Annotated in this window: 12 protein-coding genes; 2 read left to right on the top strand and 10 right to left on the bottom strand. The window is 64.0% G+C overall.

The genetic code is table 11. The features are described from left to right. Window positions 1-39 precede the first annotated feature (39 nt). Both RSO01_RS03880 and RSO01_RS03885 read right to left on the bottom strand, forming a co-directional pair. A complete protein-coding gene (locus RSO01_RS03880; protein WP_218037230.1) occupies window positions 40-1,890 on the bottom strand; it encodes an ABC transporter ATP-binding protein in 1,851 nt (616 codons plus the stop codon). 538 nt (window positions 1,891-2,428) lie between these two features. Continuing rightward, window positions 2,429-3,448, bottom strand: coding sequence for an aldo/keto reductase (locus RSO01_RS03885; protein WP_147146404.1), 1,020 nt, complete (start codon window positions 3,446-3,448; stop codon window positions 2,429-2,431). Between the two features lie 39 nt (window positions 3,449-3,487). Here RSO01_RS03885 and RSO01_RS03890 point away from each other — a divergent pair, with 39 nt between their 5' ends. Then, the gene (locus RSO01_RS03890; RefSeq protein WP_147146406.1) at window positions 3,488-4,252 is read left to right on the top strand and encodes a hypothetical protein; all 765 of its coding nucleotides are present in this window, start codon (window positions 3,488-3,490) and stop codon (window positions 4,250-4,252) included. Here the strand turns inward: RSO01_RS03890 and RSO01_RS03895 are convergent. The 7 genes from RSO01_RS03895 to RSO01_RS03925 all read right to left on the bottom strand — a co-directional run bounded on the left by RSO01_RS03895 (window position 4,247) and on the right by RSO01_RS03925 (window position 10,427). Further along, window positions 4,247-5,461, bottom strand: a complete 1,215-nt coding sequence (locus RSO01_RS03895) for an acyl-CoA dehydrogenase family protein (RefSeq protein ID WP_147146408.1) — start codon at window positions 5,459-5,461, stop codon at window positions 4,247-4,249. The two genes, RSO01_RS03890 and RSO01_RS03895, sit on opposite strands and share 6 nt — an antisense overlap. Before the next feature lie 114 nt (window positions 5,462-5,575). Beyond that, on the bottom strand, window positions 5,576-6,787 hold the full coding sequence (locus RSO01_RS03900) for an acyl-CoA dehydrogenase family protein (protein ID WP_147146410.1): 1,212 nt from the start codon (window positions 6,785-6,787) through the stop codon (window positions 5,576-5,578). 65 nt (window positions 6,788-6,852) lie between these two features. Next, the gene (locus RSO01_RS03905; protein ID WP_147146413.1) at window positions 6,853-7,206 is read right to left on the bottom strand and encodes a DUF5615 family PIN-like protein; all 354 of its coding nucleotides are present in this window, start codon (window positions 7,204-7,206) and stop codon (window positions 6,853-6,855) included. Then, a complete protein-coding gene (locus RSO01_RS03910; protein ID WP_246158047.1) occupies window positions 7,206-7,529 on the bottom strand; it encodes a DUF433 domain-containing protein in 324 nt (107 codons plus the stop codon). The genes RSO01_RS03905 and RSO01_RS03910 overlap by 1 nt, the downstream gene beginning before the upstream one ends. 45 nt (window positions 7,530-7,574) lie before the next feature. Further along, the gene (locus RSO01_RS03915; RefSeq protein WP_147146414.1) at window positions 7,575-8,255 is read right to left on the bottom strand and encodes a glutathione S-transferase family protein; all 681 of its coding nucleotides are present in this window, start codon (window positions 8,253-8,255) and stop codon (window positions 7,575-7,577) included. A gap of 218 nt (window positions 8,256-8,473) precedes the next feature. Continuing rightward, window positions 8,474-9,448 carry a Bug family tripartite tricarboxylate transporter substrate binding protein gene (locus RSO01_RS03920; RefSeq protein ID WP_147146416.1) on the bottom strand — a complete coding sequence of 325 codons (975 nt, stop codon included), beginning with the start codon at window positions 9,446-9,448 and terminating at the stop codon, window positions 8,474-8,476. Window positions 9,449-9,458: 10 nt separating this feature from the next. Next, window positions 9,459-10,427 carry a Bug family tripartite tricarboxylate transporter substrate binding protein gene (locus tag RSO01_RS03925; RefSeq protein ID WP_147146418.1) on the bottom strand — a complete coding sequence of 323 codons (969 nt, stop codon included), beginning with the start codon at window positions 10,425-10,427 and terminating at the stop codon, window positions 9,459-9,461. Between the two features lie 64 nt (window positions 10,428-10,491). Here RSO01_RS03925 and RSO01_RS03930 point away from each other — a divergent pair, with 64 nt between their 5' ends. Further along, window positions 10,492-11,373, top strand: coding sequence for an aldolase/citrate lyase family protein (locus RSO01_RS03930; RefSeq protein ID WP_147146420.1), 882 nt, complete (start codon window positions 10,492-10,494; stop codon window positions 11,371-11,373). Between the two features lie 103 nt (window positions 11,374-11,476). Here the strand turns inward: RSO01_RS03930 and RSO01_RS03935 are convergent, their stop codons facing one another. Beyond that, window positions 11,477-11,887, bottom strand: a complete 411-nt coding sequence (locus RSO01_RS03935; protein ID WP_147146421.1) for an endonuclease domain-containing protein — start codon at window positions 11,885-11,887, stop codon at window positions 11,477-11,479. Window positions 11,888-11,948 lie beyond the last annotated feature (61 nt).

The following is an 11,948-nucleotide window of genomic DNA, read 5'->3' on the forward strand; positions in this document are numbered from 1 at the left end:
CTCATGATCATGATGCGGGCCAGAGGCCCGCGCTCCCAGTCACCGATACCCAGCCGCCTGTAGCTCGAACAGCTCCGAATAGAGCCCAGGCTTCGCCACCAGCTCCTCGTGCGTGCCGGCGGCTTCGAGCTTGCCGTCGGCCAGGACGAAGATGCGGTCGGCCATGCGCACGCTGGAGAAGCGGTGCGAGATCAGCACGGCGGTCTTGCCGCGGCTCAGCTCCTTGAAGCGCTGGAAGACCTCGAACTCGGCGCGTGCATCGAGCGCCGCCGTCGGCTCGTCGAGGATCAGGACCTCCGCCTCGCGCATGTAGGCCCGCGCGATGGCGATCTTCTGCCATTCGCCGCCCGACAGCTCGACGCCGTTCTTGAAGCGCTTGCCGATGCGCTGGTCGTAGCCCGCGGCCAATCCGGCGATGACCTCGTCGGCCTGGCTCGAGCGCGCCGCCCGTTCGATGCGCGCCTGGTCGTGCTGGGCGGAAACGCGGCCGACCGCGATGTTGTCGCGGGCGGTGAAATTGTAGCGCACGAAATCCTGGAAGATGACGCCCATGCTGCCGCGCAGCTGGTCGAGGTCGTATTCGCGAAGGTCGTGACCGTCGAGCAGGATGCGTCCCTCGTCCGGGTCGTAGAGCCGCGTCAGCAGCTTCACCAGCGTCGTCTTGCCGGCGCCGTTCTCGCCAACCAGCGCCACGACTTCGCCCGCCTTGAGGGTGAAGCTGAGGTGCCGCACCGCCCAGCGCTCGGCGCCGGGATAGATGAAGCCGACATCCTCGAAGACGAAACCCTCGCGGATCGGCTTGGGGAACGGCCGCGCATTGGCCGGCGACAGGATCTCCGGCCGCATGTCAAAGAAGGAGAACAGGTCGTTGAGGTAGAGCGCCTGTGCCGCCATGGTCGAGAAGGTCGTCAGCAACTGTTCCAGCAGGCCGCGCAGCCGGGCGAAGGAGCCCGCGAGGAAGGTGAGATCGCCGATCGAGAAGACACCGCCCAGGGTGCGCCAGACGATGTAGGCATAGGCGAGGTAGTAGCCGACCGTGCCGATGGCGGCGAACAGGCTGCCCCAGCCGGCGCGCTTCAGCGCCAGCCGGCGATTGGCGGCGTAGAAGCTGTCGGCCAGCCGCCGGTAATGATCGATCAGCCAACGGTTCAGGCCGAAGATCTTCACTTCCTTGGCCGTCTCCACGCTGGCCGCCGTCTGGCGCACGTAGTCGAGCTCACGTCGTTCCGGCGTGCGGCCAAAGTCCAGGGAGTAGCTCCGCGCGTTGAAATGCTGCTCGCCCAGGAACACCGGCAGCAACGCCACCAGCAGCAGCACGATCAGCCAAGGGGCGTAGAGCAGCAGACCGGCCGCGAACGTCGCCACCGTAACCAGGGCCTGAGCCTGGGCGAGCAGCAGCGCCATCAGGGTCAGCCGCCCGCTTGTTTGCCGCCTCGCCCGCTCGAGCTGGTCCTGGAACTCGGCATCCTCGAAGTCCTCGAGGTCGAGCGACGCGGCATGCTCCATGAGTCTGACGCTCGAGCTGTTCGTCACCATCTCCGACAGGAGACCGTCGACCAGGGAGACGATGCGGATCAGCACGTCCGAGAGGACGGCAAGGGCGAATTCGGCGCCGAGCAGCGTCGCCAGCCAGTTCAGATGGCCGCTCGCCAGCCAGCCCTCCAGCGTGGTCGGCCGCTCGGGCATCTGCACCAGCTGCACGACGTCGTCGATGATCAGCTTGCCGATAAAGAGCGCCGCCACGGGTATCAGCGCACGGACAAGCCGCATCAGCAGCGACGTGGCCATCAGGGCGGGACTGGCCCGCCAGACCATCGCAATGAAGGGTCTCAGCGTGCGCAGTGCGCTGAAGCGTTCCTTCAGCGAGCCGACCTTCGGCTGAAACGTCATCGTCTTTCCACGCTGATAGCTCGTGACAGTGGCTTTGACAGCAAGGTGCCGTATGCGCCAGCGCACGCAGCCCGCCTCTCGGCTTTGCCGGAGGGGTGCATGCAGTGCAGGCGCCTTGCTGTGAATTTTTGCATTTTCTGCCAATTTTTGCAGGTTGGCCGCCCGCCCGCTAATTCATTGAATCAACGCCGCTTTTGCTTTTTCTTGCATTTTCTGCATTTTTTGCTGCCCCTCCAGCTTAACTGCATCCTTGGAGTCCATCTTGTCCGGCTCCAGGCGGGAGCGGTCTGGCTAACGGTTGGATAAACGATGCATAGAGCGACAGACGCTCGCACTTTAATGAAAACCGCCGTTCTCGTCAATAACTTTAGTCAATACAGCGCCTGCTGGCCAAGCCGGGTTCGTTTATTGCGACTTTTGGCGCTCCAGCAGCGGCCATATCTAGGTGTCACCGCCTCGGTCATACCACGGCCTGTGTCGCTGACCGACGTGCAAGCAGTGCTGTCACCGTACCAAATCGAGGTCGGCATCGACCTTTCTACTTCTTCAGCGACGGCATCTTCACCGCGCTGTTGCGGCGATCGACCATGGACTCTTCGAATGCCCGCGGATAGCGATGCGGCTGCGCGGACACCTTGTCGAGCCGGGCCCTCGCCTCCTCTGGCAGGCGCCAGCCGCCGGCAGCCAGCGTCTCGCCAAGCTGCTGCGCATTGCGCGCGCCCACGATCGCACTGGTCATGAAGGGCTGGTCCATCACCCAGCGCAGCGCCGTCTGGGCCGGCGAGCGGTTGATATCGCGCGCCGTATCGAGCAGCGCCTGCAGGATCTCGGCGTGATTGGGCGCGAAGAAGCGGCCCTGGAAGCCCCAACCCTCGGCCGACCGCGTTCCCTGAGCCTTGAGGTCGCCCGGCTTGTACTTGCCCGCGAGATAACCCGAGGCCAGCGGCGACCAGGCGACGACGCCCAGCCCCTTGGCTTCGCAGGCCGGCACGATCTCCTCGTCGATGTCGCGCACCACCAGGCTGTATTGCGGCTGGTACGCCGCGAATCCTGTCCAGCCGCGTGTCTCGGCGAGCCACAGCGCCTCCATCAGCCGCCACGCCTCGTAATTGGAGCAGGCCGTGTAGAGGATCTTGCCCTGGCGCACGAGGTCGTCGAAGGCGCGCAGCATCTCTTCGAGCGGCGTCTGGATGTCGACGTGATGGATGAAATAGATGTCGATGTAGTCGGTCTGCAGCCGCTTCAGGCTGGCCTCGACCGCCTGCATGATATGCAGCCGCGACATGCCCGAATCGTTGGGCCGTCCGCCCATGGGGTTGAATACCTTGGAGGCCACGACGGCGTCCGGCCGCCGGCCCTTCAGCGCCTTGCCCAGCATCGCTTCCGAGACGCCGTTAACGTAGGCGTCGGCGGTGTCGAAGAAGTTCACGCCTGCATCGAACGCGGCATGGACCATGCGCGCCGCTTCGGCCTCGTCGGCGCCGTTGCCGAAGGTCATGGTGCCGAGGCAGACCTCGGAAACTTTCAGGCCGCTGCGGCCGAGCCGGTTGTAGTGCATTCAAACGCCCTCCAAGATGACGCAAATAGAGTGACGGTCATGACAGCTCTTCGTCAGGCATGGGCCGCGTTACCAGCCAGACTGAAAATCCTGGAGCCGGTGCAGCTCTCTTCCGACCAGTGGTCGGTCATGGAACGCCTGCATGCGAATTTCAACGACCGCGAAGCGCATACCCGCCTGCCCCTGCCGATTGCCCGATTTCGCGAGGCCGCAACGAATGAGATCCATGAGCATGCCAAGCACTTCGACGATGTCAAAACGGTATATGTCAATGACAGCTGGCTTCTAGAGACATTCGCCAACGGTACGCCCGACACGATGGCGAACTATGTGCGCCTCTATAATGACGATGTCGATGAGATGATGAGCGTACTCGTCCCGTCGGCGCGCTACCGCAAAGGCCATTGCGCGTACGGAAAATTCACGGTTCCCCAACCGCACGGCCTGCATACCGATCACAGCGCGGAAGATCCGGACAGCGAGGGAGAACCGATCTGCATCGCCAGGATCGAAACTCTAGGGACGCATTACGTTGCCGGCGACTACAAGGCATACGGCCCCGAAACGCAGAGCATGTTCAAAGCCCTGAGATATTGGATTGCCGTTCCCGAGGGCGAGCCTGAGGACATTCTCGACGAACTGCTGAAGCGCGAGACGCTCATGACCATTCCGGTAAATCGCGTCATGCTGATGGTCGCTGGAAACAGTTCCAGGAATTCTCAGGTCACCCAACACATCGCGGCCAGACCGCCCCAGGGCGGTCTGCATTCGGCGTTCTTTCAGAGGCAGTACAAGCTCTCATAGTCCCAGCATCGCCTTGGCCAGCACGTTGCGCTGCACCTCGGACGAGCCGCCATAGATCGTGGTCTTGCGGTTGTTGAAGTAGCGCGGCGCCACGTCGTCGACATACTCGCCGCCGACCGGGACGATGTTGCTGTCGTAGTTCCTGAGCTCGGTGAAGGGCACGCCGTACCAGCCGACCGCCTCAACGGCGAGCTCGGTGATCTTCTGCCCGACCTCGGTGCCGCGCATCTTGACGATCGATGCCATGTTGCCGGGCGCGTCGCCGGTCTTGAGGCTGGAGTAAAACATCAGCTCATTCATCTCGATGGCATCGATCTCCATCTCGAGCGCCGCCATCTTCTCGCGCCACTGCGGATCGAGCGACAGTGGCTCGCCCTCGTCCATCTGGCTCTTGGACAGCGTCTGCAGATGGCGGAACGCCTTGCGCAGGCGCGGCCCGTGAGCCTGGCCGCCGCGCTCGAACTCGAGCAGGTACTTGGCGTAGGTCCAGCCCTTGTTCTCCTCGCCCACCCGGTTCTCGACCGGCACCTTCACGTCGGTGAAGAAGACCTGATTGACCTCGTGGCGCATCGGCGTGCGCGTGCCGTCGACCAGGTAGATCGGATCGATGCGGATGCCGGGCGATTTCATGTCGATCAGCAGGAAGGAAATGCCCTCCTGGCGCTTGCCCTCGTTGGAGGTCCTGACCAGGCAGAAGATCCAGTCGGCGAAATGGGCGTTGGTGGTCCAGATCTTCTGGCCGTTGACGATGTAATGGTCACCCTGCCGCTCCGCCTTGGTGCGCAAGGACGCCAAATCGGAACCCGAGCCCGGCTCTGAATAACCCTGGCACCACAGCTCCTCAGCCGCGGCGATCTTGGGCAGGAACCGCTTCTTCTGCGCCTCGCTGCCGTACTTCATCAGCACGGGCGCCACCATCTTGATGCTGAACGAGGAAAGATAGGGCGAATCGGCCCGCGCCATCTCCATCTCGAAGATGAACTTCTGCGTCGAGTTCCAGCCCGTGCCGCCGAACTCCTGTGGCCAGTTGGGGCAGAGCCAGCCCTTGCCCGCGAGCTTCTTCTGCCACTGCAGCAGCCGTTCCTTGGAGACGTGGCTGGTGCGGCTGCGCCGGCTCTCCTCGGCCACCTCCGGCGGCATGTTGGCCGTGATCCAGTCGCGCACTTCCTTCTGGAAGGCGAGTTCTTCTTTGTTGAACGCCAAGTCCATTTTCCACTCCCGTCATCCCGACCGGAGCGCCGAAGGCGCGTAGCGGAGGGACCTTATCTTCATTGCGTCAGCGGAAGAGAAGACCCCTCGGCCACGCTCGGGGTCATGCACGGCCTAAAGGCCGAGCATGACCTTCGACATGATCCCGCGCTGCACTTCCGACGAGCCGCCGTAGATCGTCATCTTGCGCCCGTTGAAGTAGCGCGGCGCCAGCACGTCGGCGCCTTCCGGCCCGATCGGCTCGACATTGGCGTTCCAGGCGCGCTGCTCGGGGAACGGCTGGGCGTAGTAGCCCGCGGCCTCGACTGCCGACTCCTGCACCTGCTGCATGACCTCGGTCCCACGCAGCTTGATCATCGAGGAAAGCGGGCCCGGGTTCTGGCCCGAGGCCAGCTTCGAATAGAACTCCTGCTCGAACATCTCGAGGCCCGAGATCTCGATGTCCATGCGCGCAAGCTTCTCGCGCCAGGAGACGTCGGCCATGATCGAGTCCTCGCCGTCCGGCATTGCCTGCGACAGCCGCTTCAGCCGGTCGAAGGCCGAGCGCAGGCGCGGACTGTACGGATTGCCGCCGCGTTCGAACTCGAGCAGGTACTTGGCGTAGGTCCAGCCCTTGTTCTCCTCGCCGACCCGGTTCTCGACCGGTACCTTGACGTCGGTGAAGAACACCGAGTTCACTTCCTGCGTGCCGGCACGGTTGCCGTCGGCGGTGATGATCGGCTCGACCGAGATGCCGGGCGTCTTCATGTCGATCAGCAGGAAGGAGATACCCTCCTGCGGCTTGCCCTCGTTCGACGTGCGCACCAGGCAGAAGATCCAGTCGGCAGTCTGCGCCAGGGTCGTCCAGGTCTTCTGGCCGTTGACGATATAGAAGTCGCCCTCGCGCACTGCCTTGGTGCGCAGGCTGGCAAGGTCGGAACCCGAGCCGGGCTCGGAATAGCCCTGGCACCAGATCAGGTCGGAATTGAGCATCGGCGGCAGGTGCCTGGCCTTCTGCTCGGCCGAGCCGTATTTCATGATCACCGGCGCGCACATCTTGGGACCGAACGGCGAGGTGCCAGGCGCACCGGCGCGCGCCATCTCCATCTCGAAGATGTACTTCTGCGTCGTCGTGAAGCCCGGGCCGCCGAATTCCTTGGGCCAGCCGGTGCACAGCCAGCCCTTCCTGGCCAGGCGCTTCTGCCAGTCGACCAGCCGCTCCTTGGGCATGTAGGCGTTCCGGCCGACCTTGATCTCGCCCACGATCTCGGGCGTCAGGTTCTCCTTCAGCCAGTCGCGCACTTCCTGCTGGAAGGCCAGTTCTTCCTTGCCGAACGTCAGGTCCATCGGGGACTCCTTCTAGGGCCGCGAAAGTACCGCGCCGGGTTCCCGGACGTAAAGCGCTGCGAAGTCTATTCCAACGGCCGGAGGCGCACTCTGGCGGGCTCAATCACAACCAAACTGCCTAGCAATTTGTCGGCATGCCTGGATACGACGTCTGCGACACGATCTGCTTCGGCGCTGTTCGTCAGGCGGTCCAGCTCCAGGAGCATCACTCCGGCGATGCCAAGTCGTTGACGAACGGCAAGTTCGCCAAAGTCTCGATCTTCCGTGATCAGGACGCGGCCGTCCGCATTGGCGATCTCAACTATCTGCTTGTCTGACGCTCCCCGGTTGGATTGCGCCACAGAGATCACCTCATGGCCATCAGCTCGAAGTCTTTCGACAACCTGCCGCGAAACATTCTCGTCAGCGAGAAAGCGCATCACTCGGCAGCAATGACAGTCTCATGCTCCAGGTAGTCGGCCGCGAAAGCCAGCGCGGCCCGCAGATCGTCCTCTGTCAGCTGGGGATACGCTTCGAGCAAATCCGCAAAGGAACGTCCCGCACCAAGCTTGCGCAGGACGAGTTCGACCGTGATGCGGGTACCCTTGATGCAAGGCTTACCCATCATGACGTTGGGAATTGAACTAATGCGCGGGTTCGACATGTCGGGACCGCTGTGGTGATCCGCAAAGATAGCCGACAATTGCGGCAAGACCAATGGAGCCGATGCAATAGCGCAGACCTCGCCGTCGACCTCGGCCACCAGCGCGAAGGCCGTGCCCAGGTCGACGACGTCGAGCGCTTCCTGTCAGGCGACCTTCAGGTGCGGGAACATCGAGAGCCGCGCCGTCTCGTCCATGTCGGTCTTGAAGCTGTGCTTCTCCTTCAGCGCCAGCGCCCGCACTGCCGCGGGCCGTGCGCTAATCTCGGCGAGATGGCGCTGCAGGTTGGGCAGCTTCGCCGCCGCCTCCTGGCCGATCACATTGGGGATCAGGCGCGACCAGCCCCATACCGCCATGTCGACGATGGTGTAGGCCTCGCCGCAGATGTAGCGATGCTTGCCAAGCCGATCCTCGAGGATCTTCCAGTGGCGCTCGGCCTCGAAGGTGTAGCGTGTGACGGCGTAGTCGTTCTGCTTGGGCGCGTAGGCGCGGAAATGCACCGCCTGTCCCGAATAGGGTCCGATGCCCGAAGCCACGAACATCAGCCACGACAGCATCTCGCCGCGCGCCTTGAGCGACGTGCCGGGCAGGAACTGGCCGGTCTTCTCCGCGAGGTAGAGCAGGATGGCGTTGCTGTCGAAGACGGTGACGCCGTCGTCGACGATGGCCGGCACCTTGGCGTTCGGGTTGATCGCCAGGAACTCAGCCGTGTGCTGCTCGCCTTTGCGGGTGTCGACCGGCACCAGCTCGTACTTCAGCCCCATCTCCTCGAGGCACAGCGCGACCTTGGTCGGGTTGGGGGCGAGGTTGTAGTAGAACTTGATCATTGGATGCTCCTCGTTGTGCGAAGAGGCCTCCGTCCTCTTCACCTCCCCCGTCTTCGGGGGAGGTGCCCGCGTAATCGCGGGCGGAGGGGGAAAGCCCCAGTCTTGATGTCGATCGTTTCAGATCAGATCGGCTCATAGGCATGCATTTTTTGCGTGGCCTTCCCCCTCCCGGCCTCCCCCGTTTGACGGGGGAGGAGAATGAGAGAGCGTGTGGCCCCCTACTCCGGCTTCGCCCCCGACTGCTTGATGATGGGATCCCAGAACGTCATCTGGTCGTCATAGAACTTCTTGGCCGAGGCCGGCGTTGAATCCTGGATGAGCTCGATGGCGCGGTCATCCGCCCACTTCTTCACCTCGGGCTCCTTCAGCACCTTGTTGAAGGCGGCGTTGAGCTTGTCGACGATCGGGCGTGGCGTGCCCTTGGGGGCGTAGGCGGCGTACCAGGTATTGATCGAGAATGGGAAGCCCAGCGCCTCCTGCACGGTCGGCACGTCGGGCAGCTGCGGCAGGCGCTTGTCGGCCGCGACTGCCAGCACCCGCACCTTGCCGCCTTCGATGAAGCCCTTGCTGGTGCCGAGCGTGTCCATCTGGAAGGCGTGGCGGCCGGCGATCAGGTCGACCATGCCGGGCGCCGAGCCGCGATAGGGCACGTGCAGCGCCTCGCCGCCCACTTTCTCGACGAACAGGTAGCCCGCGAGATGGATCATCCCGCCGTTGCCGGACGACGGGTAGGAGTACTTCCCCTTCTCCTTCTTCAGCATGTCGGCGAGCTCGCCGATCGACTTGGCGCCGTCCATCGGCACCACGACGATCAGGGGCACGCTCGCGACATAGGCAATGCCGTCGAAGCCGTTCATCGGATCGTAGCCGACCAGCTTGCCGTAGAGCGCCGGCGCCATCGCCATGGTCGAGGCGCTGAACAGGATCGTGTAGCCGTCGGGCTTGGCGTCGGCGACCATGGCGGTGCCGATATTGCCGGTGGCGCCGGGCTTGTTCTCGACCACGACCTGCTGGCCCAAAATCTCGCTCAGGCGCGGCGCCAGCATGCGGCCGACGATGTCGGTCGGACCGCCGGCGGCAAAGGCGATGATCATGCGGATCGGCTTGTCGGGATAGTTGGCCTGGGCAAAGGCGCTGCCCGGAAGCGTCGCCGCCGCCAGGCCGGCGAGTGCGGTACGTCGCGTGAGACTCATCGTTTGCCCCCTACTCCACCTTGGCGCCAGACGCCTTCACGATCGGCGCCCACTTGGCGATCTGTTCTTCATAGAATTTCTTCGACGAGGCCGGCGTCGATTGGACCATTTCCATGCCCAGCCCCTTGGCCTTGTCGACGATGGCGGGCGACTTGATCGCCTGATTGATGTCGGTGTTGAGCTTGTCGATGATCGGCTGCGGCGTGCCGGCCGGCGCGAAGATCAGGTACCAGGTGACGACGTCCAGCGGAAAGCCGGTGATCTCCTTGACCGTCGGCACGTCCGGCAGCGCCGCCAGGCGCTGGTCGGCGCACACGGCGAGGATGCGCAATCGACCACCATCGATGAAGCCCTTGCTGCTGCCCAGCGTGTCGATCTGGAAGGCGTGGCGGCCGGCCAAGGTGTCCTGCATGGCCGGCGCCGAGCCGCGATAGGGTACATGCAGCGTTTCCGCGCCAATGCGCTGGGAGAACAGCAGGCTGCCCATGTGGATCAGGCTGCCGTTGCCGGGCGTGCCGTAGGATTTGCCCGGCTCCTTCTTCAGGAGCGCGATCAATTCCTGCAGGGTCTTGGGACCATCGGCCGGCACGACGATGACCATCGGAATCGTGGTGAAGTGGGCGACGGCGACGAAGCTATTGTAGGGATCGTAAGGCAGCTTGTCGTACACCGAGGGCACGATGCTCATGATCGAGGTGCCCACCAGCAGCGTGTAGCCGTCGGGCTTGGCCTCGGCCACCATCAGCGAGGCGATGTTGCCGGCGGCGCCCGACTTGTTCTCAACCACCACCTGCTGGCCCAGGATCTCGCTGAGGCTCTGCGCCAGCATGCGGGCCGAAAGGTCGGCCGGTCCGCCCGGCGGGAAGCCGCCCACGAACCGGATGGCGCGGTCGGGAAAGCCAGCCTGGCCGAGCGCAGCGGGCGAAGCGGCCAATGCCGCAGCCGCCGCCAGGATCCCGCGGCGGCCAAGGGTCTTCATGGTTTCCTCCCTTTTGCCGGAACTCTAGGGCTATGCTCACTCCAAGAAAACGGAGGAAAGCCAAATGGCGAAACGCATCAACCGCGCCATCGAGCTCCTGGAAGCCGACCAGGCGCTCTATTACGACGGCCCCCATACCGGTCATGTCCTGACCTACGAGCAGGGCCGCCAGGACGCCAAGACCTGGGCCGACTACATCAATGTCGGCATGGAGCACGGCGACTTCGACATGAAGGGCTTGTCGGACTACATGCGCGGCCTGGTCGATGGCGGTCCGACCAACTCCGGCCATCGCACACCGACCATCATCGTCGAGGCGCCGGTCAACGGCATCGACGGGCCGAATGTGGCCTACAACGCCTGGCAGTTCCGCCAGATCCTGGGACGCGGCGTGCATGGCATCCTGCTCTGCCAAGCGGAATCGGCCGACGCCGTGAAGGAGTTCGTCCGCGCCTGCCGCTTCCCGCATCACAAAGCAGGCGTCGACAAAATCGGTATCGGCAGCCGTGGCCGCGGCTCGGAGCCGACAGCGGCTCCTGTCTGGGGCATTGATCAACAAGAGTATTTCGCCCGCTGCGAGCCATGGCCGCTCAATCCGCAAGGCGAGCTTCTGCTCGGTGTAAAGATCGAAAGTCCGCCCGGCGTCGAGCATTGCGAGGAGATTTTGGCAGTGCCTGGATTGGGGTTTGCCGAGCTGGGACCGGGCGATCTTGGCCTGTCACTGGGCTACACCAGCCTGCAGCGCCGTCCTTACCCGCCGGAAATGGAACGGGCGCGCGCCCGCGTCTTCTCCGCCTGCAAGTGGAACAAGCTCGCCTTCCTGGAAGGCGCCCCGGCCGAGAAGATCGCGGCCAGCCTCGATGAGGGTGTGCGCATCATCTCGGGGCACAATCCCGAAGTGGCCAAGATCGGCCGGGCGCACCAGAAGCGGACGATGCCGGTTTAGTATCCGGCATCACCGATGCCGGAAACAGGCCCACTGTCATCCCGAGCGAAGCGAGGGACCTTTCCTGCGGCTCAAAGGCCTCTCGCTACGCTCGGGGTGACAGCTACGATTCGGCCTCGGCGCTCGAAGGGCCCTGCAGCAGCCGGAAGATCTCCCGCCAAGCCTCTTCGGGATCGTCGAGCACGTCCTTCGCTGAGAAGCGAGCCACTCGCCAGCCGAGCTGCTGCATGGACTGCGTCCGCCCGGCATCATCCTCGCCGTCGATCTCGATCACCAGCTTCTTCGTCGTGCAGACGAAGGCCGCCAGGAAAGGCCCGATCGGCTGCATACGCCGGAAGCGCGCTCCGCCGAGCGGCCGGGTGCACAGCAGCTCCCACATGGCCTGTTCGGCCTGATTGCCCGCGCGGCGCAGATCGCGTGCCCGCTCGATGCGTTTCTGCAGAGTCCGCCAGCGCTTCCTCTCGCTGCCCTTGGCAGCCGACGGGACGGTGCGGCTCGCATCCATGACCGGCATGAACGCCTCCCCTGAACGCAAAAAAACTGCGGGGAAGCTAGGCCCGGCCAGGCCGTCGATA

It is taken from the genome of Reyranella soli, assembly GCF_007992495.1.
Classification (GTDB): domain Bacteria; phylum Pseudomonadota; class Alphaproteobacteria; order Reyranellales; family Reyranellaceae; genus Reyranella; species Reyranella soli.